The following is a 24,420-nucleotide window of genomic DNA, read 5'->3' as shown; positions in this document are numbered from 1 at the left end:
TAGCAGTAAAAAATTACCGATTTCACTCACTGCTTATTGTTTCCTCGGTAGTAGGTAATACGGTAATTTTTACGCTATCAATCTTATTGGCAATTTTCTTTAAAATAATTACCTTTAAATTAAATATTTCAATTACTTCCCTTTGATTTGGAATTCTAGCAATTTTATGGATTATTAATCCTGCTATAGTGTTTGCATCCTCATCCGATAAATTCCAATCAAGTTCTCGGTTAATATCTCTAATAGTCGTAGTTCCTTTTATAATGAACTCGGTATTAGACTTCTTGATAATTTCATTATTAAGTCTATCATGTTCATCAGTAATGGGTCCTACGATTTCTTCTATAACATCTTCAAGAGTAATAATACCTAGTAGAGTACCATACTCATCTACAACACAAGCAAAATGATTATTACGTTCTCTAAATGCATGTAGCTGGTCTACTACAAGTGCATTCTCAGGGATAAACCAAGGTGGAGTTAGAAGTTTATTAATATCAACTTTTTTTGCATCATTATTATTTTCGTATAATGTTTTAAGCAAATCTTTTAGATTGAGAATCCCTATTATATTATCTCTATTATCTTGCCACAAAGGTATACGTGTATGAGCCCCCGATAATAAAGTTTTAATTATTACTTCATGAGGTAGGTCAATATTAAGGGCTATAATACTGCTTCTGTGAGTCATAATTTCCGATACAGTCATATTACGTATATCTAGTATCCCGCCGAGCATATTACGATCGGATTTATAAACTCCGCCTTCTTGATGGTAATGCTCAATCACGCCTCTTACTTCTTCCGTTCCTGATATTTGAGGATTTAAATTAATACGAAATATGAAGCAAAATATTTTTGTAATGTAATCAAGAGCAATATTAATAGGTTTGAAAAGTTTTAAAAATATTACGATAGTTGAAGCCATTTTTAATGCTAATTGCTCAGGTTTAGCAACGGCTATTGCTTTCGGTACTACTTCGGCAAAAACAATAATTATAAAAGCCATAACGCCGGAAGCAACAATGGGACCATTATCTCCAAGAAAGCTAATAAAGAGAGTAGTAGCAATAGTGGTACAAACAGTATTGATTAAACTATTACCTATTAATAAAGTTCCTATGATCTTTTCTTTTTTCTTAAGAACCTCTAAAACTGTTTTAGCACGCTTATTACCGGCGATTTTAAGCTTATGAATCTTCCCTGGGGAAGAAGCGGTAATAGCAGTTTCGGTAGCGGCAAATAAAGCAGATAAGGCAATCATTATTATAATAACGATCACAAGTATGGTGGTAGTCATTCTTTGTTAAAATATAAATTAACTATAAGTAATTATATTAGGAATTATAGCCAATTGCAAATTATTTACATAATATATACAAGTCATATAAATTTAGGAAGCTTTCATATTATTTCCGATATTGCCAAAGTTTTTGGCATTGATCTTATTACGGCAGAAAAATTAAAGGTTCTCTACGGTAATGCAATATTATCTTCGTTTGATAAAGATTCTATTATTAATTTAGAAGATTTAAATTGACAGTCTTTATAATCTTAATGCAGCAATTACTATTTATAAGCTTATTGAAATAATCGGACCAAGAGTAGAAGAGATATTATCAATGGTAAAAGCTGAATATGATAAAGCAACAAAGGGACAACCGCTAGCGTCTCGAACTATCATTACCAGTGGCGGGTCAATGCTTAGAGGTGTTAAAGAACTGGCAAATAAAATTTTTGAGCAACAAGTTCGTATCGGTAAACCGGAAATTATTGACGGCTTTGCTGAAGACTTATAATCCCACTATCTACTCGACCGTTATCGGTATGTTAAAAATTCATGCCTTAAAACAATAGCACGAATCTTTTCATGTTGGATTAAACGAAAATACCAGCTTTCTCAAAAAACTTTTCATTTAGCTTAAGGAGAATATTTAGTACTGGTATTTATAATAATTGATTTATACGTAAGTGCATTTAAAATTATTTATTACCTAAATCATTTTTTATGCAATTTCTTTTGTAGTAATTTTTTAATAGTTTGAGCATCAAGATTATTTGAGTCTAATTCTAATGCTTTATTTATTTCTATAAGTGCTTCCTTATATCTTCCTAAATCACATAATGCAAAAGCTTTAAACGAATAAGCCATAGGGTTAGTATTATCTAATGCAATAGCTTTTTCAAACGTCTTTAAAGCTTCTTTGTGTTTACCTAATTTAAACTCGTCTCCTTCTATTAAAGCATTAAGAGCTTCTTCCTTCTTTAATTTATATTCTCCTTTATCGGTTAATATAATATCTTGAGGAAATTTTTGCTCTAATGCTTTATATTTATCAAATGCTTCACTAGCTAACTTGTATTCACCTAATTTTTCTAAAATCATAAATTTTAACCAGTAATATTTAGAATTTTTAGGATCTAGGTTGATAGCGTTATTGCTTGCTTTTAAAGCTAATTTATTTTCGCCTAATTTTGTTAAAATAATACTTTTAACAAAATATGCATGATGGTTATTAGGCTCCAGCTCTATAGCTTTATCAATCTCTTTAAGAGCTAAATCAAATTTACTCATTCCAAACAAATTATCAGCTTTAGAAAGATATTTATTAGCCAATGATTGAGTTGTAAAAGTTAATAGAAAAATTGTAAGTAAATATTTTAAAAAGTTTTTCATATATCATAGCTCTTTCTTGTAACTTCTAGTAATATTCTCTACATGCTCCAAAATCTTTTCAGCAGCTTCGAAAGGTGATAAGTCACTAACGTCAAGTTTTAGCGGATTAGGGATGGGATATATTTATTAAAGAGTCTACAATTGTTTAAAATAAGTTTTAATGTCTAAGTTGATTACTGCCTTTGCTCTCTTGTTGCTGTTTACTAGTCCAACGATTAGATAATTGAGTTTTAGCTTGCCGCTCTTGCTGTTTATCGATAACGACCTGTGCATGCTTTTCTCTTAACTCCGGTCCTTTATTCAAAGCTTCGCTCTCAGTAAGAATTAGCTTGCCGCTTGCTTTTCTAATCATAGTCTCCACGGAGTAAGGACCACAATCAAAATTATTATTTTGCTGCTTGATTTGTTCATCAATAACAAGCGGAGGTCTTTTATTTTCAAATGCTTTATTTATTGTATCAGGTAATATATTATTATTACTACCTATAGGATGCCCGAAAGAATCATTAAAAGTTATAATAGTTTGATTATCTTCTTTACTATGAGTCATAAATAAATTACACCAATGTCCGGTACCCATCTCTATCGGTATCACTGCACATTCTTTCCCATTTTCTTGTATATCTTTAGCAGCTCTATTTAAAATATCTGTGTTAATTTTTTGTTTAGATTCTGCTTCTTTTAATAGTGCATTACTCTGTTTTTCACGTTCCTCATCCGGTAGAGTAATTATTTTTTCTCTAGCCTCAAGGTCTTTTAAAACGTTGTTTCGTTCTACTTCCGGAGCATCTTTAAACATTGCTTTTGTCTCTTGAATTTCTGCTAAGGCTCTCTCTTTCTCTTCGCCTTTTATGGTAAGATCTCTAAGCATTTCTTCCTTAACTACTGTATTTGTTAAAGTTATAGCCGGTTGTATTGAAACTTTTTTGTCATCTAACGCTGCCGTCAAGATATTTACAATATCATTTTCAGTATACCAATATTCAGGTTTTTTTATGTTATTTAGATCTTCTTGTGAAAGATCATATTTAAAATTATTAATATTATTACTTGGATTATCATGGTGCAAAGTAGTACTAGCAGCCCTCATCGCTTTATAGTCTTGTTCTGTCATACCAAATGGCTTATCTTGCTGCTTTTGACTTGAACCTATAACCGGAGAGCTTTTAGAAACGTGTTGTTGCGGTTGAGTTATAGAAGATGCAACAGTAGTTAGTGATTCTTCTGTTATTGTCGGCTTTGCTTCCGTAGTTGGAGTTACTTGAGTTTTAAGTTCTTCTTTTTTGTCGAATATTGCTTCTTTAAAACTAGTTACTATATCTTTAAAATAGTTAAAAACTCTTCTAAAAAAACCTTGCGGTTGTGGTTGGTTTTCTTTTGGAGGTTCATATGATGTTGTTTGTTCTACTTGTATATCCTTAGGGCTATCATTCATAACTTTCTTTGTATTAAAATTAAAGTCAATGGGATTTATCTCAGCTTTACCTAAATCTTTTTGAAATTGCCTGGATGTTTGTGATACATATTTTTTAAAATTTTCAGCAGCATTATTTGGATCTTTTAAGATTTCATTAATTTCGAGTTTCAATCCGTAAATTTGATCTTCAGAGGTAATACCGAATTTAGCAGTGATGAGATTTGTTGCTTCGTCTGCAGAAAGAGGCCAAGTTTCTATAATCACTCTACCGCCTTGATTTTTAGCATTTTTTATTATTTTATCTAACTTTTCTTTATCAGGTATTGTACCGGAAAGTAATTGATCAATTTTACGATCATATACAAGATTGTTAAAAACAGATGTTACTAAACTTATATCCGTAATTGTAGTGGTTTTATCTTTTGGTACTATACCATCGGCTATAGCTAAATTTTGATCTGCTTCATTTGTAAAAAAAACATGATCAACTTTTTCCATAATTTGCTTCCAATAAGCTTCTAGTTCAGAATTTTGGGGTAATGAATTATATTGATCAAAAGTAATAGTAGTTTTTATATTTAAATTTTGTGAATTAATTAAATCTTGTACCCGAAAAATTGGTTTTACATTATTATTAAGTTGAATATTAAAAATCGGTATTTTGCCCTTTTCGCGGGATTCTTGTAAGATCTCCGAAAAAATACGTTCTTTATCGGATATATGTGATTCTAGCCGGATAATAGGCAGTTTATTTTGAGTTTCCTGCTTGTTTATTTTCTCTAATATCCGATCTTTATCTCCGAGTAAAAGAGTAAATATAATAGGCTCAGCCATTACTAACCTTTATTAAAAGAATATTAGGTTCTGTGAAAATTTCTAATTTGCAGCAAAAAAGAGCCAAAATTAAATCTTTTTAGAAATCTTCACAGAATCTACATATAATTATTAAAATTTTTGAGCTTTAAATCAAGCTATATTTAATAATCCATGCTTTAGCTTATATAATTTATCCATTTTATGTGCTAACTCATGGTTATGTGTTACCATAATAACTGCGGTATTTTGTTCTCTTGCTACTTTTAAAAATAAATTAAATACTTCATTTGTGGTTTTGGGATCTAAATTACCTGTCGGTTCATCTGCTAAAATAATTTTCGGCTTGTTAATTAAGCTCCGAGCTATAGCGACCCGTTGTTGTTCTCCTCCCGATAATTCTCCGGGCATATTATAGAGTTTTTCCCCAAGCCCTAAATCATCTAATATCTTTGTTGCATCTTCTATTGCTTCTTTTTGATCAAGACCGCTAATAAGTCTTGGCATAATAACATTTTCAAGAGCGGTAAAATCTTTAAGTAAGTGATGTTGTTGATAGATAAAACCTAAATAATGAAGACGAATGAGATGATATTTTTGATACTTGCTATTTGGTATGATGACTTGACCGTTTGTAGGTTTATCAAGCAAGCCGGCAATATGTAGTAAAGTTGATTTGCCGCTACCTGAAGAACCTATTATAGCGATTAATTCACCTTCATTAACCGTTAGATTAAGATCATCTAGTACTCTAACAATAGTTTTGCCTTGGCTGTAATGTTTTGAGATATTTTTTAAAATGAGGACTGTATTATTCATATCTTAGGGCATCCACGGGATTTAATTTTGAGGCTCTATAAGAAGGATAAATTGTTGCAAGAAAACACAATATTATAGATAAAGAGGTAATTAAAATAATGTCCTCAGCTCTTACTTTTGAAGGTAAACTATAAAGAAAATAAATAGCTGCCTCGAAAATTTTAGTACCGGTTATACGCTCCAAATAATTCTTGATAGTTTGAATATTATAAGAAAAGGTAACCCCAAGGATTACACCTAGTGTTGTGCCAAGCAATCCTATAAACATTCCGTTATAGATAAAAATAAGCATTATTTGCTTAGTGCTTGCTCCCATAGTTCTAAGAATTGCAATATCTGAAGTTTTATCTTTAACAAGCATAAATAAGCTTGAAATAATATTAAAGGCTGCAACCGTAATAATTAAAGATAGAATAGTAAACATAGTCGTACGCTCAACAGCAAGAGCACTTAAAAATTGCGAATTTAAGGTTTGCCAATTAAATACATATAGGTTTGGACCTAATAATGATTGTATTTTATATGAATATGCGAGAGCTTTATCGGGATCTAGACTATTAATTTCGATTAAATTAATATCGTCGCCAAGAGATAAGAAATTTTGTGCTGCGGTAAGCGGCATTAATATCGTTGTCAAATCATAATCATACATACCGCTATTGAAAATTGCGATAACTTTAAATTCTTTTGATCTTGGCATACTGCCAAAGGCGGTAGAAACTGAATTCGGTGAAATTAATCTAATCTTATCCCCAACGGTTACGCCTAAATTGCTTGCTAATTGTTCTCCGAGTGCTATTACGTTTTTGCCGTGAAAATTATCAAAATTACCAAAATTTACATTTTTAAAAATTTCATTTCTTAAACTTAGATCCTTTAATTTCATACCTTTAACAAGTACACCGCTATTATTATTTTTACCAAGAGCCAAAGCTTGACCGTGGGCAATGAATGTTACATGCTTTACATAATCTTGTTTTAGGAGTTTAGCTTTAATCTCTTCATAGTTATCAATACTACCACCTTGCCGATTTATTACTATATCCCCATTTAACCCGATAATATTTTTAGTAAGCTCTATATGAAAACCGTTCATAACGGACATGACTACTATTAATGCTGCAACGCCGATCATTACGCCTACTAACGAAAAGGCAGAAATAATAGAAACAAATTTTTCGTTTTTCTTAGCTCTAAAATATCTGAAAGCTATCTTGAAGATAAAATTGTTATTGATCATTTTTTTATTTTTTCTTACATCCGTTTCTAGGTTATTCCTGCGTGAATCAGCTTTTTTGTCATTGCGAGCGAACGTTAGTGAGCGTGGCAATCTTATGAAATAATAACAAATTCCTGAGATTGCTTCGTCAAAACTTACAGTTTTTCCTCGCAATGACGACACAATTGATGACATAAAGACATCTACACGTTACTAAAAATCTCAAAGGCTTTATCGTACTTAAATAATTTAGGTAATGTTACTAACCCAAATAGCGTAACAATGGATATAGTAATGCCAAGAGGGGTAAAAGTACCGTTAAAAATCCTACTAATTGCAACCCAAATGCCGTTAAAATCAATCTAGCCGAAGTAAAAATAGCAGTCATACGAGCTTTACCGTCCGGAATAGCTTCTAAAAGCAGTGGCCATAATATGTTAATCGGATATATCACGCCAAGAGATAATAATAAAGTAACTATTGTTATGGTTAAAGGATTATTAATATTATATACAACTAATATGCTATTTCCTAGTAGGAATAGTATTATAAATATAACTCCAAAATAGAAGCAATTTCTAATACCGAATTTTTTAAAGCAATAACCGCTTGAAAAGCTCATAATTGAGAATAGAGCCGCCATTGCTCCTTGATAAAGTCCGAAATATTCTAAAGTTACACCTAAATCTTGCATATATAAAATAGGAACAATCCCGATAAATATCCAATATCCTTGTGCAAGAAATATCATTGTAAGTATATAATATATAGCTTTTGGCGATTTGAAGATAGGTATATATTCTTTTGAAGAAATACGTATTTTTTTATTGACTTCTCTTTTTGGAATAAATAATATACCAAGAATTAGACTAATCAAACCTACTATAAGCAACAAAACAAAATTGCCACGTCAGCCCCAAAATAAATTGATGTAGCTACCTATAACCGGTGCTATTGCCATAGAAAGAGCAATAGTGCCGTTTAAAATGCCCATTAATCTTTGCTATTCTTGTACCAAATAAATATCGGCAAGAACAACATATACTAGCACTGCAACCGATGATATCCCGCATTCTTGCAAAAATCTTCCAAATAATATAGCTTCATAATTATTTGCAAATACACAAAATAAACTACCAAGATTAAAAATCAGTAAACCGAGTATAAAATCGGTCTGCATCCGTATCTATCTCCTAAATTACCGACTATAAGCGAAGTAATACAATAAGCGGTTAGATTTACACCGAGTAGTAGTTCCGTCATAAAAGTTGAAAGGTTAAATGTATCTTGTATTTCAGGGAAACTTAGAACGAATAAATCTATTTCCGCTCCAGCGAGTATTTCCATGATGATTACGGTAATAAGTAATTGTTAGTTTTAGGTTGTTTTAGCAAAGTATTGTTAAATCTGAAATCCTGCTCGATGTCATCCCTGCGAGCCATTGTTGCGTGGATACCAAGTCGTCATTGCGAGCGAACGTTAGTGAGCGTGGCAATCTCAGGAATTCTTTCCAAGATTGCTTCGTCAATTTACTATTGTAAATTTTCTCGCAATGATGGAAAATAGCTCCACGCAACAACATTTTTGCGGGAATGACATAAATAAGGACGCAGGAATGACAGCAAAGCCACACAACAAATTAGCTTTCTATATTCTTATAGCTTACAATAATTAGTGTATTATTTTACTAAAGAAAGAATTTATACTCATCTAGCAATTTTTATTTATCAATGAGTATATACATGACACGATAACAGGAAGACTGAAAGGAAGTGAAAGCAGAAACTTTTAGTGATATATGTTAAGAATAATTATTCCTAACATATATCAATTTTAAAAATTAATTAAAATATTACTGATTAATTCCTAAAGCTTGTTTTTGAGCATCGGTAGTATTCTCCATTACCCACTTTTGAACATCAGGACTTAACATATTATACTGATTTGCTGTTAAACTAGCAACCCAAGCTTGTTGATCGTCAGTACTCATAGCTTGTATTTGGGTTGTTGTAACTGAAGCTGGGTCAGGCATTTGCATTGATGAAGCAAATACTGGGCTTGCGAAAGCTAGAATTAATAAAATCTTTAATAAATTTTTCATTTTGTAAACCTTTTTTGTTTTGTAACTACAATTATAACAAAGCCACGGCAGCTTTCAAGCTAAATTATATTAAACATTTAAATTTTTTTATACTAAGGAACTTTTATTGTAACAAATATATCAATTATCTACTTTATTGTCATTCCCGCGAAAGCGGGAATCCAGTAAAAAGCGTTCAGTGTCATACTGTGGCTTGACCACGGGATCTTGTGTCACAGATTATGTCCTAAGATACCACGATCAAGTCGTGGTATGACATTAAGGTTGACTGGATTCCTGCTTTCGCAGGAATGACATACCCCTTTATATTGTTAACTGCTCTCTACAGATATTGCGATAGATTTCTGAATTTTTAGATAAATCATTATGCGTTCCGCTAGCTGCTACTATTCCTTTATCTATTACTAAAATACGATCAGCTGATTCTATACTACTAATTCGATGGGCAATTGATATAATAATTTTCCCTTTCATTATTTTTTTTATAGCATTTAATAATTTCTGTTCGCTCATCGTATCTAAAGCACTCATTGCCTCATCAAGAAGCAAAATTTGCGGCATGCGTAGTAATGCTCTAGCAATAGCTATTCTTTGTTTCTGTCCTCCTGATAATCTAACCCCTCTTTCACCGATTTTAGCATTTATACCGTCATGAAGTTTAACAGCAAATTCTTCTATTCCCGTAATTTTTATTATCTCATTTATTTCGTCGTCGCTTGCTTCATTATTACCGAATATAATATTGGACCTTATAGTGCCGGAAAAAATACTAGCTTCTTGGGGAACATAGGCAATTAATTTACGAATTTCGGCAGGATTTAAAAGAATTATATCTTGATTGTTAATAAGGATAGTGCCGCTTTCTTGCCGGTAAAAACGCAGCAGTAACTGCATCAAAGTACTTTTTCCTGCACCTGATCTACCTACAATACCAAGAAACTTATTGGCATTTATCTTCAAAGACATATTATTAATAATCCTTAAATTAGGTCTTGAATGATAGGTAAAATCGACATTTTTAAATTCTATCGAGATTGGATCGGAATTATTTAATTCTAAATAATTATTATGTGCTATAGGTGTCTTATCTATAATTGTAATTATTCTCTCAAGGGCTGTAACAGGTAAATGCATTTCGCTTAGTAGCTCAAAAATACCGCCACAGCTAACTCCGGCAATGATTGCATAATAAATAAATGATATAATTTGACCGGCAGATAAATGACCTTTCACTATATCTGAAGCTCCGATCCAAACGACTAAAGTAATCGCAAGAAATATAACGGCTATTGAAATCGCAAAGAATAAAGCCCGGATTTTTAAACGGGTTTTGCAGTATATTAAATAGTTTTGTAATTTAGTATCAAAATCGGCAATTTTCTTTATTTGATGGTTAAAAGCATAAATAGCTCTAATATTATTAAAAGTTTCATCAATGTCCGATGCTAAAAGTGACTTAGATTCCAAGGCTTTTTTAGATAAAGCCTTAACATGTTTGCCGAATTTAATTAAAGGAATTAATAAGATAGGAATGGTAATAATTACTATAGAAGCGAGTTTAAAGCTTTCAAAAAACATTAAGGTAACGCCGCCAATTAGCATCACCGAATTGCGAATAAAAAAAGATAAGAAATTAACGATGAGAGTAGATATTTGATCTATATCATTTGTTAGGCGTGAAATTATATCGCCGATTTTTAGTTCTTCAAACTCTTCAATTTCATAATTAATTAAATTACTATAAGCTTCTTTTCTTATTTGATTAACTGCCTTTTCAGCAACATTATTGATAAAATATGAACGAAAAAAACTAGCAATACTTAAGATGATAATTAATAAACAAATATATAATATAGATTTATCAACCGATAAAATATGGTCTTTGCTCAAGCCTTTATCAACTAAATTTCTAAAAACACTACCGATTAGTAATAATGAAGCTGATACGCTAAGTAAAGAGATCATAACGATGATCAAGTCTTTTTTATAGAACCTTAGATATTTAGCCAGTCTATATAAAAGTTTGATATCCATTAGACCTCTTTCATAACCTCCTTCTAAAGGTAATTTGTATGTCAATCCGGTACTCGCATCCTCACACTAGTGTGTACGCTGCGGCGGCAAGCGCTTCCGTGTTTCCTTCAAATTCCTCTTTATAAGATAGGTTATGAAAGAGGTCTATTAATTATTTTGTATTAAGGGAAGAAAATGGGGCGAGTGACGGGATTCGAACCCGCGACCCTCAGAACCACAACCTGATGCTCTAACCAACTGAGCTACACCCGCCATAAATTAACAACGTAAATTTAGATTATCAGAAGGATTTAGTCAAGAATATTTATATGTTTTACTGGATTCCCACTTTCGCGGGAATGACATAGAGGCATTTTTTCGATATATGTAACAAAACCTTTAATCGTACGTAATGATGTTTAATCTATTAATGTGAACTCACCTCGTGTTAATTTCATTATTTCATCGGTAGACATGTTTGATGTACTCTTGCCTGATAATTGTTGTATTAATTTTATACCTTTTAGATTAAAGTTTTTTTCTTTTTTAATTAAAACACTGTCTTTATTTTTAGTAGTAATTTGTTCTTTAGGTAATATTTTCATAGTCATAAAAATTTCTATATTAATTTCTATTTAATTATATTATAATTATTTTTATAAGTAATTAGTATATATAAATGAGAGAAGCAAAAAAATCAGTTAATTTGGTTAGCGGCGGGGCAGACTCTGCTACGGTTCTTGCAATAGCTAGGGAAATGGGTTATGAAATTCATGCTATGAGTTTTAATTACGGACAACGTAATAATGCAGAACTTCGGAAAGTTAAGGAGTTTATAAAAGAATATAACGTCAAGCAGCATAAGATTGTTGATATAGATTTACGAGCTTTCGGTGGTTCTGCTTTAACCGATGATAATATAGATGTTCCGCATTATCACGGCGTAAACGAACTACCTGAAGATGTGCCGGTTACTTACGTGCCTGCTCGTAATACGATATTTTTAAGTTATGCACTCGGTTTTGCAGAAGTAATAGGAGCAAAAGACATTTTTATAGGTGTGCATACAAGCGATTCGGCAAATTATCCTGATTGTCGTCCTGAATATATTAAATCTTTTGAAGAAATGGCGAATTTAGCAACCAGTATGGAAATGCAAGGTAAAAAAATTACTATTCATACGCCTTTAATTGATATGACTAAAGAGCAAATAATTAGAACCGGTATTGAGCTTGGTGTAGATTACAAAAATACTATATCATGTTATGAACCTACTGAAGATGATTCATCTTGCGGTAATTGCCTTGCTTGTATGATAAGGCTTGATGCTTTTAAAAAGAATAATATACAAGACCCGATTAAATATGTTAATACTTAGATAGAACTTCAAAAATTGGCTACGTCATCATACAAGTACTGCGGTATTGAACGTTTAAGTAACGGCTTCCGTTTCCCGTCTTGTGGATTCCTTGCTCTTTTTGAAGTTGCTCTTCGTATTACTCATTATTTTAACCCTTCTTTAAAAATACTACTTTTCAAAGAAAAGAAGAATATGTATGATAAATAGAGAATATTTATATGCTCCTTTTCCCGTACTTGATTTAAATGATATAGTTTTACGTGCGTTAGTCGAAGATGATGCACAAGATTATTTTAATTATATGAGTAAGTCGGAAATGGCTATTTATATAACTGATAGTAATAGACCTAAAGACTTAGAAGAAGCTAGAGAAGAAATACGTTATTGGTCTAGTTTATATAAAAATCATAGAAGCTTTTATTGGGGAATTGCCCTTAAAGACGATAATAAATTAATAGGTACTGCCGGTTTTAATATAATAAATCTAGAGCATCATAGAGCAGAAATAAGCTATGATCTAGATCCTAATTTTTGGGGTAAAGGTGTGATGTTAAAATCTATAAAGAATATATTAAAATTTGCTGATTATATAGGCATTGTAAGAGTCCAAGCAACAGTTATTACAGATAATTTTCGTTCAATTAATCTTCTTGAGAGATGCGGTTTCGCTAAGGAGGGAATCCTTAAAAAATGCGAAATAGTTGCAAATGAGCATAAAGATTATTATATGTACGCAAGAGTACTATAGTAAGAATTGTTAAAATAAACATAAAAAAGAAAGTTAATGGTAGTAGAAGCTGATAAAAAAGAATTGATTTGTTCGTTTTGTAGTAAAAAACAACATGAAGTAAAAAAACTGATAGCAGGTCCTGCAGTATTTATTTGTGATGAATGTATAGATTTATGTACGGATATTATGAAAGAAGAAAGTAAAGTTACGTTAAAGCAAATTACTTCTTCAATTCCAACGCCGCAAAAAATATGTGCAATTCTAAACGATTACGTAGTTGGGCAAGATCAGGCTAAAAAGATTTTAGCAGTAGCGGTTTATAACCATTATAAGAGACTTGAATATGTACAATCCGGCAATAATGATGTTGAGCTTAATAAGTCGAATATTTTATTGATCGGTCCTACCGGTTCAGGAAAAACTTTACTTGCTCAAACGCTTGCTAAAATTTTAGACGTACCTTTTACTATGGCGGATGCTACTTCTTTAACGGAAGCCGGTTATGTCGGTGAAGATGTTGAGAATATATTACTACGCTTATTGATAGCAGCTGAGTTTAATATAGCAAAAGCACAAAAAGGTATAATTTATATTGACGAGGTTGATAAAATTGCCCGTAAATCGGAGAATCCTTCTATTACACGGGATGTATCGGGTGAAGGAGTACAGCAGGCATTACTTAAAATTATGGAAGGAACAGTTGCTTCTGTGCCTCCTCAAGGCGGTAGGAAACACCCGCAACAAGATTTCGTACAGTTAGATACTTCAAATATCTTATTTATTTGCGGTGGTGCTTTTATGGGGATTGATAGCATTATAACCTCAAGAACTAATCATAGTTCTATAGGCTTTGCAGCTAACGTAAATATAGATAAAGAGAAAAATAATAGTGAGATTCTTAAATCCCTGGAGATTGAAGATTTAACTAAATTCGGTTTAATTCCTGAATTTATCGGTAGGTTACCTATCGTTACTACTTTAGATGAGCTAGACAAAGAAGCTTTAATTACAATTCTAACTAAGCCTAAGAATGCTATAGTAAAGCAATATCAGAAACAATTTGAGCTTGATGATGCTGAGCTTGTAATTGACGATTCAGCCCTAGAAGCCGTTGCCGAAAAAGCTCTAGCTAAAAAGACGGGAGCAAGGGGACTTCGTTCAATACTTGAGCATCTTTTGCTTGATAGTATGTATAAAGTTGCCGAGCTAAAAAAGCAGCGTGTTACTATTACAAAAGAGGTAGTTAACGGTTTAGTAGAACCGATAATGACCTCTCTCATTTCTACAAAATCAAACAAAAAACAACCGATTATTGAAGATATACCGGCGTAAATATTATTTTTTCTATATGTCATTCCCGCGTAAGCGGGAATGACATATACGAGCCTGCAACAAGGCCTACGGCTGCTCGCAATGACGGGGTGGTATCCACACAACAACGCCGGCTTGACCACGGGACAATACTAATTTAGTATAAAATTTATCCTAAACTAGTATTATAGCGGTTTAAACACCATTAAGAAAAAAAATAATCAAACTGATAAATGCTGGCCAGCCTAGGTAGAACCATAATTTAAATAATTTATAATATTTTTTCGGTAGGGGAGTTCGCTGTTTTAATGCTTCAAGTGCCATATTTCGTAGTTGAATTTGAATCCATACCACCGGAAGCCAACAACTACTGGCGATTATGTATCCGATATAAGTTAAGGTAAGCCATAAATCAGAATAATTATAGCCAAGCATATTTACTAATATTATGCCGCTAACCGGTTGAATTATCACAGTTGGAGTAGTAAAAAGAAGATCAGCTATAACTGTAGTGCGAGCTGCATTGCCTTTGCATTCAAGTCGCCGGTTTTATTTGCCCACCACATAAAAAAAGCAGTACCAATTCCAGTACCAAATAAAATGGTAGAGCTAATAATATGAATAGTTTTTATAAAAAGATAATCCATTATTTATCTCGTTCTATAGCCATTAATACTAAAGTAAGTAATATTATTGGAATTTAAATATTGGACCAAGCGGATCTAGCCATAATATTGGCTTAAGATATGTTAATAGTAGAGTATAAGCTAGTATTAATAAAATTTGTAAACTACATATCCTACTTATTTTATTTTTGATAATTAGTAGAATTCCAAGAATAATATCTGTAAAGCAGCTTCCATATAATATGTAAGGTGCTATTTGTTTATCAAATCCTAGTGATATTATAATTTGCATACTAGCATCATAAGCAAAAATACTTGAAATAATTCCTGTCATTATCCAAAATAGCCCTAAGACAATTTTTATTATAGGTTTTAAAAAATAGAGCCTAGCGTGTCATATGGATTGTACGGTTAAAGGTTCGGTTGCAAAACATTGTTGCAAGTTTCTAGAGATTATAGAAGTAAAATCGATAAAATCTTTTTTATTAGCAATATTAGGTTGAAGTAACATATTATACGCAGTAGAATTAATGGGTCCTATTTTTAGAAAATCCCCTAATTTAGCTGCTATTTTAATGAATATTAGAGGAATTTTTATTAGTCGTCTTCCAGGATTAATTCCAAGCCATCTTCTAAATCCAAGCAAGATATCCTTCATGGTAACTATGTCTGGTCCAACTATTTTTAATAATTTGTGGATTTTTCCTTCCCTTTCTATACAGTGAATAATTACTTTCGTTAAATACATCAATATGAATAGGTTGAAATTGTTGTAAACCATCGCCTATTAAAGGAATAAAATACGGTAATGTTGCAAGAGCCCTAAATAGTGAGGTACCACCGTAACAACCGCTTGCGTAAACAAGAGATGACTGTAAAATTACCCAATCTATATTTTCTAATTTTTGTAAATATTCTTCAGTTGCTTTTTTAGTTAAAGCATAAGCAGTGTTTTTTTCATCATCTATTCCAAGAGCTGAAATATGAATAATTCTTTTTACGTTAGTAAGGGTGCAAGCCTTAAATAGAGCTTTTGGACCATTGACATGAACATTTTCAATATTATTAGCATGACTAGACGTTAATACACCTGATAACATTAATAACTATAACTATATCTATATTATTTAATCTATTTATCCAGCTTTGTGGTGTTAGGTCTATATTAAAATCACAATATATAACTTCTGCAGTAGGGAATTTTTTCTTGGTAGATTCAACATCTCTAACACAGCATGTTACCTCATAATTATTCTTTAATAATTCAGCTGTAATATATGATCAAATAAAGCCGTTAGCTCCTGTTACTAGTATTCTCATTATAATATAGACGATTTAGGTACTGACATTTTTTATATCATTAATCAGGTCCTGTTGCAAATAGAAGATAAAAAAGGATATGTTATATCCACAGCTATTGTTTTTTTGGTTAAAAACTTTTGTACCCCAATACTCTTCTCTCTTATCATAAACTGGCGTTGCCCGTGTGTGGTTTTAATGTTGTCTTATAGCAAAATAATTAACAATTATAAATAATTACATATAAAAGATTTGAATAAATATTAAGAGATTTTTATATTTTTTATTTTAACTTTGATATTTATTTAATTGAAATTATGAGTAATAAACTAGAAGTAATAATAAAATATTATAATGATATATCAAATTTAGGCGTAAGATTATGGAAAACTACTACAGCACTTGCTAGTTTTAATTTAGGTGAGGTATTGAAAGTATGGTTCTGTGATAAAAATTTTAAAGATTTAACAACACTAGATCAAAGTTTTATTTATACTCAATATTTAGAAACAATGCTAAGTAAATTAGCTACTACCGAAAAGTATCAAGATAAGAATATTGATCATTATCAATGGAGCAATTGTTTTGAAGAGATAAATAATCGAGATCATTTTTTATGTATGAAGCTACAGGAGCTAATAGGAGTAGAAAACAAGAATATCATTGATTCTATGCTAGATAATATAGGGGATATAAATTCACTAGAGTTTAGTACCCTTGTTACTAAAGCCCCAAGTATTTTTAAAAAATAATTTAGATCAATCTGAAAACTTGATTAAAGCAGCCAAAGAAATCGATGCTATGGCATATCCTCTGATGAGCGAGTATTTTTTATATCGCTATATAGCTAAAGCAATATTACTTACAAACACTTTAAATGTACCTTCCTCTTATGAAACCGAGTTTAATATAGTAAAAAACTCATTTAAATTTTGCAAATTATCTTAATTCATTAGAGCAAAGTCTTACTAAAAATTGCTTCTTGGTTAACCAAAAAATCAGATTTAGTTAGTAATCATTCAGGTAAAATAGCAATTACTTATGCTTCTCTTATAGTGGGTGTAATTGCTTTACGTTCATATGTAATTGACGAAGAGGATCCTTGGTATGAATTATGTGCTTTACCAACCACTAGCCTTGCGATGCTACAAATTTTATTATCTTTTCCCGGTACGGTCTTATCAAATAGACAAACTAAAGAGATTAATAATAATATGTTTCAAGCATTAGAAAATAACACTGAAAATGCTAAAGATATTAAATTTTTATTTGATCACACTACAAGCTTTGCTAATGATGCCGTAAATACAACTGAGATTTGTTTTAGATATGCTGCTAATTTAGGGTTGCAGCCTATTGATTTATTAAATAATGATATTATTAATCGTATAATTGTATATACGGCTTTACGATGGTCTGCAGCTGCAGGAGTAGTAGAAGAACAAAGTAAAGTTACAAATTTTATGCAAAATAAATTAATTAAATTTTTGCATGATAAAATTATACCGGCTTTAATTGAGAATAAGAAATTTACAGCTGAAGAAATTAAACCATATTTTCAGTTACTATATAAACATTCCGAAAAAGATAAGAATACGCAAATAAAACTTCAGGCAGTATATAATAAACTTACCAATCAAGATATAGATTTTAACAATATTGAATCAGACATTAGTACCTATCATGGATGGAAGAGTATTGCTATGTGTTCGGCAATAGCCACCTTGATTTTGGATTATATCTGTTTTACTTTCGTAATCCAGAATTAGAATTTTATGAAGATCCAATGTTTTATGCATCAACTTCTGTTAAATTAATGCGTCTTGCTTCTTTATTAGTATCAACATATTGCGGCAATAAAGTTATAGAAAATATCACCGGCGAAAAATTAACTAATGATGTGTTTTTTCAAAAGTTTTACTATAATGATGCGGCAAGACTGACTGTAGCGATAGTACCTTTAATAATGTTTGAGTCTATTAAAGATTTAAAATTCTTAAGTCTTGCGACTTTAATAGATGTTTTAACAACTACTATATCGGATTTAAATGTCGGCAAGGCAATTAGTAGTGCAGGCAAGAATATTGCCGAGAAAACCGCTACTACCCTTACTTGGCTTAATAAGGTTGCCTTAGGCACAAACGATGATACAGTTATTGATATTGATCCTACAGAAGAAGTACCATGCTTAGGTTTTGTGGACATTTCTAATTGATTTGCTATTTTGAGGTATTTTTAGCGAAAATTAATAAGATTTTTGCCGGAATAGTTATTCATATTTCAAAAAAATCTTATAATTTGCAGCTAAAAATACCTCAAAATAGCAAATCAATTAGAAATGTCCACAAAACCTAGATTAAGGTTGTAAAATTTACGTTATTTAATGTGCTCTTCCCATTTCAAATATAATTAAATGTTGCATGTATTAAAAAAGGCGAAGTGACATAGGCTTGCACTTCGTTATGCATAAAAGCTTGGTACATTACATTATCAATCTCTAAAGTAAGGTTTTTGCTATATTCAAGAAGTTTTTGAGCAGCTTTTAAGTGTATCAAATAACCTGTAGTTGTATTAAAGTAACCACCATGACCTATCTTCTTTAAATACGGGTTATTGTAAATATTATAAAATATTTTGTTTTTAGAATGTGACAAGGACAAATAAATTAAATCCCAGTCGGTAGGTAAATGCTTAAGCATTGTTAAAAATTTATTACGGAAATCGTCATTTAGTATAGCATCATCTTCTATTATTAGGGCATAAGGTATATTTTCTTTAACCATTTTAAGCCAAATTTCTCTATGGCTGCAATAACAACCGAGTTCACCTGCCGTTAAAGTATGATTTAATATTTTGCTATCGGAAAAATAATTTATATTTTCTGAAGGACAAAGTACAGTATAACCGTTATCAAGGGATAAAAGAGCAGGGTTATTTTTTACATCTAAGCCGGTAAATCTTTTTCCCGCTGCATCTTTTATGGATAAATTATAACCGTCTACTGCACTAAACCTTTCATAGGATAAATTATTATTGTTGAATTGTTTACTAATATTGTTATATCTATCAGTGCTGCGATCTAGGTTTACTATAAAAATTTTAATATCTTTTTCTTCAAGTGGAGCAGAACCTATTTGATAAGTTTTTAAAAATATGAAAATCAATGATAAACAAATAATTATAATTGATATTATAAAAAAATATTTTTTAATTTGTCGCATTATAGGTTATTTAATAAAGGTAATAATTTTTTTCTTAATTTTTCGTTTACTGCGATGTAATTATTTTCTGAAGTCGGTACAATCTGATTGTTATATATCTTACAATATTTTTCATCGTCTTTATCAACAGAAATAATATAATTATATAAATCTTCTTCTGAATAATCTTTAGCAAATATTACTGCATTAGGGTTTACATCTTTGATATAACTTTTATCTGCATAATATATAGGTACTGCTCCTGCTAAATAAGCTTGAAAAGGTTTTTCAGTAACATACCCCTCATATGTTTTATTTTCAAAAGCAATAACAAATTTACATTTAGATAACCATTCACGAGTTTTTTCTTTTGGTATAATTGTAGATTCGGTATTTAAATATTTACCACCGCTTACTACTTTTTTATACAGCGACAATTTATGAAAAAATCGATTTCTTGCTATGCAGCCGTCGTTTTCAGGATCTTCTAACCGTTAGAGACTAAGAAACAAGTAAAATACGGTTTGTTTGGATTGCATTTTGATCGTTTATATTCAGTACTGACTTTATTAGTAAAATACTATAATATAAAGGTATTCTTATATAATTTGGATGATCTATATAATCAAAACCTATAGATATATCATAATTTTCTAGCTTTGGTCTAACAGATTCACCGGTAAAAAATATCTTTATACTATCTTTATTACTAATATTTCTTTGACCAAAAACACTATCAATAATAAGGTCATAATTGTTATGATCTATAACAATTGTTCGTCCGTTTTCTTCAATGATTTCTTTTATCATCGGTAGCTCGTCTATTGTAAAGCCCGGCCACATATTAATAAAGCTCACTCTTATAACATGTTTGTTTTCTTTTTCAGGAGCTTTAATCTTATATATGCTTGGCTATACAAACTATGGGAAGTTTTTTTAACATTTAAATTACCTATTACGAGAAAAATTTATTTATAATTTTTCCTCTATTTGCGGTGGATTTTCTGCTTCTACTTCAATAATCTCTGATTTGGAGGAAACGATTTGATAACGCTCTAAGGTAGCCGGCATGGCTTTATTCCCTGAATCAATGCCGAGTTTTTGAATATTCTTTACTCTTGACATAAAATTACGATTAAACGAGGCAGCAAATTTATCATAATTAGTAACCATATTTTGCAGGTTATTACCGATCTTTTGAGAATAATCAGCCATAGTACCGATAGAACTTAACAGCTTTCTCACTTCTTCAATGATTACCTTATAATTTTCCGAGCGGCGATGATCGGTAATTTGAAATTTTGCAAATGATAGCATATTCATAAGTCCGCTAGGTCCTACCGGAAAGATATTACAGCCCCAAGCTTTTCGTAAAAATTCAGGGTCGGCTGCAATAACTTTCTCAACCGCTTGTTCAGTTGGCAAAAACATTAAAGTAATAACATTGTTAAAGCTCTGATCCTTTTTGTTTAGATTAGTTAAAATATTTTCGGCATAGTCTTTATTAGTTAGAGATTTTAAATGATAATTCATAGTTTTGCTAAGATTCCCGCTATTATCCTGCTCATCAACTAGAAATTTGGAAGCTTTGGAATCAATAACCATTAAATTACCGGAAGGAAGAAAAATAAGAGCATCGGGTCTTAACTTTCCGCTATCTGTTGTAGTTAAGCCGTATTGCATAATGAAATCTAAATTAGGACGTAAGCCCGAAGATTTTAGGATATTCTCAAGCGTAATTTCGGCAAGCAACCCCGCCCCGATCGGAGAAAGCAGCGACTGTTTTATCAAATCAACCGTACCTTTTGATTGCTCTATATCTTTATTTAATGCTCCCACCATCGTAATCAACCGCTCAAACTCACTATTAAATTTTCCTGAAGCAGTAGCGATATTTTTCTCGGCTAGCTCTCTTGCCGCCGTGTTTTCCATTTTATGTATCTCTATTAATTGCTTAGACAAATCTTTACCTAAATCAAATAACGCAGCTTTAGCCAATGAAAACGACTCTTCTCTTATTTTTTCTGAATCCTTAATAGTCTGTTCTTGATATTCTACTTCACACTTCAATTGCTCAATTTTCTGTAAATATCCTATCTTTTCTTGATTTAATAATTGGTTGTTATTGCTAATTTCTAGATTCTGCTCTGATAAAAATTGTAGCTGCGTCCTTAAGGTTTTAGTTTTTACATAAAACCAAATTATTAGAGCTAATAAAATAAGTAGCGTAGTTATAATAGTTGGTAATAAATAAGGCATAGAATGAAGCAAAGTTTAATGTTAAATAATACTAAAGTACCTCATACTTTGCACTAATTATTTTAAATATTAAAAAATTAATAATTTATTTTGTTAATAAACTGTATTATAGCAACTTCAAGAGCATTAATAAAATCTTATTTAAAATATATTGAGCAGCTTACTCCGTATATGCCTCAAAAAGGTGAGTATATGGAAATAGCAAATAGCACAGGTAAGCCTGAGGTTATTAGAATAATATCTAAGCATTTACAACCGTTGCTTGATGGTAGTATTGAACATCATCAAGAGAGTAGTTTAATTCAGGTAGATATTAATGAGTATATAAATGAAATTCCCCTGATGGGCGATCAGTTATAATAAAGTATAGCTGTTCAGTTTTGCTACCAAGTAAGACTATTTCGTTACTGATATCGAAATAGTCTTGACCATTTCGATATCAGCCTATAATACTTTTGTAAACTTATAGAAATATTATAATGGATAGGTTATATAAAAAGCAAGTTGAAGAATATCTAACAAACTATGGTAAACTTGTATTTATAAGCGGAGCAAGGCAAGTAGGAAAAACTACAATATCAAAACAAGTAATCAAGCCTAATCCCAATTCAATTTATCTAAATTGGGATTATCTAGAAGATAGAAATAAAATCCTAAACAAACACACCGAACTTTTTGAAAATCTACTGTCTACTATATCCGATAAGAAACCGTGCTTAATATTAGATGAAATTCATAAATATAAAGATTGAAAAAATCTTGTAAAAGGGTTTTATGATAAATTCGGAGAAAATATTGAATTTATTATAACAGGTAGTGCCAAATTAAATATATATAAAAAAGGCGGCGATAGCCTAATGGGGCGTTATATAAATTTAACCGTGTATCCGTTATCGGTATCTGAAATAGCTAAAAATTTTGATAATAATATTGATTATATAAAAAGCCCCAAAAATATCACTATAGATGAATTTGAAGCTCTAATAAATTTTGGAGGATTTGCGGAAAGCTATTTAAAAGCAACTGCTAAATTTTATAGAATATGGAGTAATCAAAGATTCGAACAATTATTTAGAGAAGATGTAAGAAATACTGAAGATATCAACAATATTTATGCGTTAGAATTACTTGCTACCGTTATAAACGAACAGGCCTTAATAAGCTATACGAATCTTGCTAACAAAGTTAGGGTTTCAGACCAAACAATAAGAAAATGGCTCTCTTTGCTAGAAAAGCATTATTATTGTTTTGCTATCAAGCCTTGGTCTAAAAATGTTGTAAAAAGCTTAATAAAAGAGCCTAAATACTACCTTTGGGATTGGTCGCAAATAAAAGATATAGGAGCTAGATTTGAAAATCTTGTAGCTTCTCACCTGTTAAAAGCCGTATATTTTTGGAACGAAACAGGGCTTGGTGATTTTGGCTCATACTATCTTCGTGATAAACAAAAACGTGAAGTCGATTTAGTAATAACAAAAGATGAGAAGCCTTGGATTTTAGTGGAAGCAAAAGTAAGTGATACAAGCCTTTCTTCAAGCTTAAAATATTTTCATGAATCACTTAAACCTGAGTTTAGTTTTCAAGTAATTCAAGATGAACAAGCTATTTCCGACTCTTGCTTTGATAAACCGGGCTATGGATAGTACCGACTATTACTTTCTTATCTCAACTTGTTTGATATGAATTTTTGCAAAAAAGTAATCTAGTCAAATGTAAATCATATGACTATTTCGTTGCTTAAGTTATTACCAATTCGACATTTAATTATAAGCTGTATCCTCGCACATACCAATAAATGTAGCTGAATTGACTATATTCACTTTATCTTCTAGCGGTCCGAGCGGCTGAGCAGGTTTTAACAATTCCGGCGTTAATATAAATTTAGTTTTTTCTCGATATTCGATAAAAAAGTAAATGTAAGCTATGAGGGCTGTATATTATTGCATATTTATCCCATTCTAGATATTGTCTATTCAAATGCTCTTTAGATGGACCATATACTTCTATACTACCAAATTTATATTTTTTTAAAGGATATAGCTCATAATCATAAAAAAAATCATTTGGATATTTATTACGTATACTTTGATTAAAATGAACAAATTTATCATTTTCTTTATGAAATACGAAAATATCTAAGCATCTTTCCCCGCAAATTACATAAATTTTATTATGTTTAACACGATATCCTAATTGTTCAAATTGCGGTAATATTTGTTGTAGGCGTATTTCATCTTCATGCATAATACCGATATCTAAATCATTGTCAAAAGGAATTATGCCTTGATGTCTAACGGCTCCAAGCAGAGTGCCGCCTTCTATCCAATAATTAATATTATTTTTACCAAGTAGCTCATGAGTATATTTCATTAGCTGATAAAGGCTAAGTGCTTTTTTCTCACTAATTCTATATCTCTTTACTTGTTTATCACTTAAGGTTACATATCGCCAATTATGTTCTAGTAGATAAGCATAACACAATACACCGACGAAAATAGTAAGAATTAAATCGATTTTAATTTTATCACCTTGAACCTTAAATTACATTTTCCCTGCTGATATAATATTTTTTTAAA

Annotated in this window: 25 protein-coding genes, 1 tRNA gene and 5 pseudogenes; 12 read left to right on the top strand and 19 right to left on the bottom strand. The window is 31.1% G+C overall.

Annotated features, from left to right (window positions below; translation table 11 throughout):
• Positions 1–22: 22 nt before the first annotated feature.
• Positions 23–1,300: an HlyC/CorC family transporter gene (locus MB29_RS02880; RefSeq protein WP_233418884.1), complete on the bottom strand. Its 1,278-nt coding sequence runs from the start codon at positions 1,298–1,300 to the stop codon at positions 23–25.
• Positions 1,301–1,369: 69 nt separating this feature from the next.
• Between MB29_RS02880 and MB29_RS12550 the strand changes: the two are divergent.
• A pseudogene (locus MB29_RS12550) lies at positions 1,370–1,854 on the top strand (cell division FtsA domain-containing protein); the annotation flags it as partial.
• Between the two features lie 145 nt (positions 1,855–1,999).
• Here MB29_RS12550 and MB29_RS02870 read toward each other — a convergent pair.
• The 5 genes and pseudogenes from MB29_RS02870 to MB29_RS08270 form a co-directional block, all read right to left on the bottom strand.
• A complete protein-coding gene (locus MB29_RS02870; RefSeq protein ID WP_032138952.1) occupies positions 2,000–2,677 on the bottom strand; it encodes a tetratricopeptide repeat protein in 678 nt (225 codons plus the stop codon).
• Positions 2,678–2,834: 157 nt separating this feature from the next.
• Positions 2,835–4,928 carry a Ulp1 family isopeptidase gene (locus MB29_RS13685; RefSeq protein ID WP_032138951.1) on the bottom strand — a complete coding sequence of 698 codons (2,094 nt, stop codon included), beginning with the start codon at positions 4,926–4,928 and terminating at the stop codon, positions 2,835–2,837.
• A gap of 132 nt (positions 4,929–5,060) precedes the next feature.
• Positions 5,061–5,726, bottom strand: a complete 666-nt coding sequence (locus tag MB29_RS02860) for an ABC transporter ATP-binding protein (RefSeq protein WP_032138950.1) — start codon at positions 5,724–5,726, stop codon at positions 5,061–5,063.
• On the bottom strand, positions 5,719–6,966 hold the full coding sequence (locus tag MB29_RS02855) for a lipoprotein-releasing ABC transporter permease subunit (RefSeq protein WP_032138949.1): 1,248 nt from the start codon (positions 6,964–6,966) through the stop codon (positions 5,719–5,721). The genes MB29_RS02860 and MB29_RS02855 overlap by 8 nt, the downstream gene beginning before the upstream one ends.
• 182 nt (positions 6,967–7,148) lie before the next feature.
• A pseudogene (locus MB29_RS08270) lies at positions 7,149–8,292 on the bottom strand (MFS transporter).
• A gap of 51 nt (positions 8,293–8,343) precedes the next feature.
• Between MB29_RS08270 and MB29_RS11380 the strand changes: the two are divergent.
• On the top strand, positions 8,344–8,511 hold the full coding sequence (locus MB29_RS11380) for a hypothetical protein (protein ID WP_215426187.1): 168 nt from the start codon (positions 8,344–8,346) through the stop codon (positions 8,509–8,511).
• A gap of 286 nt (positions 8,512–8,797) precedes the next feature.
• Here MB29_RS11380 and MB29_RS02845 read toward each other — a convergent pair whose 3' ends face one another.
• From MB29_RS02845 to MB29_RS02830, 4 genes are all read right to left on the bottom strand, one after another.
• Positions 8,798–9,046 carry a DUF2673 domain-containing protein gene (locus tag MB29_RS02845; protein ID WP_032138948.1) on the bottom strand — a complete coding sequence of 83 codons (249 nt, stop codon included), beginning with the start codon at positions 9,044–9,046 and terminating at the stop codon, positions 8,798–8,800.
• A 303-nt stretch (positions 9,047–9,349) separates the two neighbouring features.
• Positions 9,350–11,080 (bottom strand): ABC transporter ATP-binding protein, encoded by a 1,731-nt coding sequence (locus MB29_RS02840; RefSeq protein WP_032139058.1) that lies wholly within the window; start codon positions 11,078–11,080, stop codon positions 9,350–9,352.
• 175 nt (positions 11,081–11,255) lie between these two features.
• Positions 11,256–11,332, bottom strand: a tRNA-His gene (locus MB29_RS02835).
• Between the two features lie 146 nt (positions 11,333–11,478).
• Positions 11,479–11,664: a hypothetical protein gene (locus tag MB29_RS02830; RefSeq protein WP_233418883.1), complete on the bottom strand. Its 186-nt coding sequence runs from the start codon at positions 11,662–11,664 to the stop codon at positions 11,479–11,481.
• A 74-nt stretch (positions 11,665–11,738) separates the two neighbouring features.
• On the opposite strand from MB29_RS02830, the gene queC reads away from it, so the two are divergent.
• Genes queC through clpX form a run of 4 tightly spaced genes read left to right on the top strand, consistent with a single transcriptional unit; the run spans position 11,739 to position 14,481 of the window.
• Positions 11,739–12,437, top strand: coding sequence for a 7-cyano-7-deazaguanine synthase QueC (queC, locus tag MB29_RS02825; RefSeq protein WP_032138946.1), 699 nt, complete (start codon positions 11,739–11,741; stop codon positions 12,435–12,437).
• Positions 12,438–12,452: 15 nt separating this feature from the next.
• Entirely contained in the window at positions 12,453–12,626 is a 174-nt protein-coding gene (locus MB29_RS11375; RefSeq protein WP_215426186.1) for a hypothetical protein, read from the top strand.
• Entirely contained in the window at positions 12,616–13,167 is a 552-nt protein-coding gene (locus MB29_RS02820) for a GNAT family N-acetyltransferase (protein ID WP_032138945.1), read from the top strand. Before MB29_RS11375 ends, MB29_RS02820 begins: the two co-directional genes overlap by 11 nt.
• Positions 13,168–13,203: 36 nt before the next feature.
• A complete protein-coding gene (clpX, locus tag MB29_RS02815; protein WP_032138944.1) occupies positions 13,204–14,481 on the top strand; it encodes an ATP-dependent Clp protease ATP-binding subunit ClpX in 1,278 nt (425 codons plus the stop codon).
• 174 nt (positions 14,482–14,655) lie between these two features.
• Here clpX and MB29_RS12535 read toward each other — a convergent pair.
• From MB29_RS12535 to MB29_RS12530, 4 genes and pseudogenes are all read right to left on the bottom strand, one after another.
• Positions 14,656–15,107 (bottom strand): annotated as a pseudogene (locus MB29_RS12535) (DUF2269 family protein).
• 43 nt (positions 15,108–15,150) lie between these two features.
• Complete coding sequence (locus MB29_RS02805) at positions 15,151–15,420, bottom strand: DoxX-like family protein (RefSeq protein ID WP_032138943.1); 270 nt, start codon at positions 15,418–15,420, stop codon at positions 15,151–15,153.
• Positions 15,421–15,480: 60 nt separating this feature from the next.
• Positions 15,481–15,744, bottom strand: a complete 264-nt coding sequence (locus tag MB29_RS02800; RefSeq protein ID WP_032138942.1) for a hypothetical protein — start codon at positions 15,742–15,744, stop codon at positions 15,481–15,483.
• Entirely contained in the window at positions 15,719–16,186 is a 468-nt protein-coding gene (locus MB29_RS12530; protein ID WP_051965291.1) for a Rossmann-fold NAD(P)-binding domain-containing protein, read from the bottom strand. Before MB29_RS12530 ends, MB29_RS02800 begins: the two co-directional genes overlap by 26 nt.
• Positions 16,187–16,702: 516 nt before the next feature.
• On the opposite strand from MB29_RS12530, the gene MB29_RS12525 reads away from it, so the two are divergent.
• The 3 genes from MB29_RS12525 to MB29_RS12515 all read left to right on the top strand — a co-directional run bounded on the left by MB29_RS12525 (position 16,703) and on the right by MB29_RS12515 (position 18,600).
• Positions 16,703–17,137: a hypothetical protein gene (locus MB29_RS12525; protein ID WP_032138941.1), complete on the top strand. Its 435-nt coding sequence runs from the start codon at positions 16,703–16,705 to the stop codon at positions 17,135–17,137.
• A 303-nt stretch (positions 17,138–17,440) separates the two neighbouring features.
• Positions 17,441–18,154 (top strand): hypothetical protein, encoded by a 714-nt coding sequence (locus MB29_RS12520; protein ID WP_233418882.1) that lies wholly within the window; start codon positions 17,441–17,443, stop codon positions 18,152–18,154.
• A gap of 17 nt (positions 18,155–18,171) precedes the next feature.
• Entirely contained in the window at positions 18,172–18,600 is a 429-nt protein-coding gene (locus MB29_RS12515; RefSeq protein WP_233418881.1) for a hypothetical protein, read from the top strand.
• Between the two features lie 184 nt (positions 18,601–18,784).
• Here the strand turns inward: MB29_RS12515 and MB29_RS08235 are convergent, their stop codons facing one another.
• The 4 genes from MB29_RS08235 to MB29_RS02750 form a co-directional block, all read right to left on the bottom strand.
• Positions 18,785–19,606 carry a glycosyltransferase family 25 protein gene (locus MB29_RS08235; RefSeq protein ID WP_215426185.1) on the bottom strand — a complete coding sequence of 274 codons (822 nt, stop codon included), beginning with the start codon at positions 19,604–19,606 and terminating at the stop codon, positions 18,785–18,787.
• Positions 19,606–20,022, bottom strand: a complete 417-nt coding sequence (locus tag MB29_RS11370) for a glycosyltransferase family 10 domain-containing protein (RefSeq protein WP_051965290.1) — start codon at positions 20,020–20,022, stop codon at positions 19,606–19,608. The genes MB29_RS08235 and MB29_RS11370 overlap by 1 nt, the downstream gene beginning before the upstream one ends.
• A 64-nt stretch (positions 20,023–20,086) precedes the next feature.
• A complete protein-coding gene (locus MB29_RS11365; protein WP_233418880.1) occupies positions 20,087–20,428 on the bottom strand; it encodes an alpha-1,3-fucosyltransferase in 342 nt (113 codons plus the stop codon).
• 129 nt (positions 20,429–20,557) lie between these two features.
• Positions 20,558–21,844 carry a DNA recombination protein RmuC gene (locus MB29_RS02750; RefSeq protein WP_032138940.1) on the bottom strand — a complete coding sequence of 429 codons (1,287 nt, stop codon included), beginning with the start codon at positions 21,842–21,844 and terminating at the stop codon, positions 20,558–20,560.
• Between the two features lie 90 nt (positions 21,845–21,934).
• Between MB29_RS02750 and MB29_RS02745 the strand changes: the two genes are divergently transcribed.
• The 3 genes and pseudogenes from MB29_RS02745 to MB29_RS08225 all read left to right on the top strand — a co-directional run bounded on the left by MB29_RS02745 (position 21,935) and on the right by MB29_RS08225 (position 23,487).
• Positions 21,935–22,204, top strand: a complete 270-nt coding sequence (locus MB29_RS02745) for a hypothetical protein (protein WP_032138939.1) — start codon at positions 21,935–21,937, stop codon at positions 22,202–22,204.
• A gap of 119 nt (positions 22,205–22,323) precedes the next feature.
• A pseudogene (locus tag MB29_RS12510) lies at positions 22,324–22,692 on the top strand (ATP-binding protein); the annotation flags it as partial.
• Between the two features lie 9 nt (positions 22,693–22,701).
• Positions 22,702–23,487 (top strand): ATP-binding protein, encoded by a 786-nt coding sequence (locus MB29_RS08225; RefSeq protein ID WP_233418912.1) that lies wholly within the window; start codon positions 22,702–22,704, stop codon positions 23,485–23,487.
• Positions 23,488–23,604: 117 nt separating this feature from the next.
• Here the strand turns inward: MB29_RS08225 and MB29_RS08220 are convergent.
• Positions 23,605–24,364 (bottom strand): annotated as a pseudogene (locus MB29_RS08220) (LicD family protein).
• Positions 24,365–24,420: the final 56 nt, after the last annotated feature.

It is taken from the genome of Rickettsia tamurae, from assembly GCF_000751075.1.
Lineage (GTDB): Bacteria > Pseudomonadota > Alphaproteobacteria > Rickettsiales > Rickettsiaceae > Rickettsia > Rickettsia tamurae.
The sequence above is the reverse complement of the archived record's forward strand: the minus strand, read 5'-3'. Positions and strand labels throughout refer to the sequence as shown.

Bases quoted from the DNA above. Each gene is read 5' to 3' on its own strand.
- MB29_RS02880 (WP_233418884.1), bottom strand. From the start codon at position 1,300: ATGACTACCACCATACTTGTGATCGTTATTATAATAATGATTGCCTTA.
- MB29_RS02870 (WP_032138952.1), bottom strand. From the start codon at position 2,677: ATGAAAAACTTTTTAAAATATTTACTTACAATTTTTCTATTAACTTTT.
- MB29_RS13685 (WP_032138951.1), bottom strand. From the start codon at position 4,928: ATGGCTGAGCCTATTATATTTACTCTTTTACTCGGAGATAAAGATCGG.
- MB29_RS02860 (WP_032138950.1), bottom strand. From the start codon at position 5,726: ATGAATAATACAGTCCTCATTTTAAAAAATATCTCAAAACATTACAGC.
- MB29_RS02855 (WP_032138949.1), bottom strand. From the start codon at position 6,966: ATGATCAATAACAATTTTATCTTCAAGATAGCTTTCAGATATTTTAGA.
- MB29_RS02845 (WP_032138948.1), bottom strand. From the start codon at position 9,046: ATGAAAAATTTATTAAAGATTTTATTAATTCTAGCTTTCGCAAGCCCA.
- MB29_RS02840 (WP_032139058.1), bottom strand. From the start codon at position 11,080: ATGGATATCAAACTTTTATATAGACTGGCTAAATATCTAAGGTTCTAT.
- MB29_RS02830 (WP_233418883.1), bottom strand. From the start codon at position 11,664: ATGAAAATATTACCTAAAGAACAAATTACTACTAAAAATAAAGACAGT.
- queC (WP_032138946.1), top strand. From the start codon at position 11,739: ATGAGAGAAGCAAAAAAATCAGTTAATTTGGTTAGCGGCGGGGCAGAC.
- MB29_RS02820 (WP_032138945.1), top strand. From the start codon at position 12,616: ATGATAAATAGAGAATATTTATATGCTCCTTTTCCCGTACTTGATTTA.
- clpX (WP_032138944.1), top strand. From the start codon at position 13,204: ATGGTAGTAGAAGCTGATAAAAAAGAATTGATTTGTTCGTTTTGTAGT.
- MB29_RS02805 (WP_032138943.1), bottom strand. From the start codon at position 15,420: ATGACAGGAATTATTTCAAGTATTTTTGCTTATGATGCTAGTATGCAA.
- MB29_RS02800 (WP_032138942.1), bottom strand. From the start codon at position 15,744: ATGAAGGATATCTTGCTTGGATTTAGAAGATGGCTTGGAATTAATCCT.
- MB29_RS12530 (WP_051965291.1), bottom strand. From the start codon at position 16,186: ATGTTATCAGGTGTATTAACGTCTAGTCATGCTAATAATATTGAAAAT.
- MB29_RS12525 (WP_032138941.1), top strand. From the start codon at position 16,703: ATGAGTAATAAACTAGAAGTAATAATAAAATATTATAATGATATATCA.
- MB29_RS12515 (WP_233418881.1), top strand. From the start codon at position 18,172: ATGTTTTATGCATCAACTTCTGTTAAATTAATGCGTCTTGCTTCTTTA.
- MB29_RS08235 (WP_215426185.1), bottom strand. From the start codon at position 19,606: ATGCGACAAATTAAAAAATATTTTTTTATAATATCAATTATAATTATT.
- MB29_RS11365 (WP_233418880.1), bottom strand. From the start codon at position 20,428: ATGTGGCCGGGCTTTACAATAGACGAGCTACCGATGATAAAAGAAATC.
- MB29_RS02750 (WP_032138940.1), bottom strand. From the start codon at position 21,844: ATGCCTTATTTATTACCAACTATTATAACTACGCTACTTATTTTATTA.
- MB29_RS08225 (WP_233418912.1), top strand. From the start codon at position 22,702: ATGGGGCGTTATATAAATTTAACCGTGTATCCGTTATCGGTATCTGAA.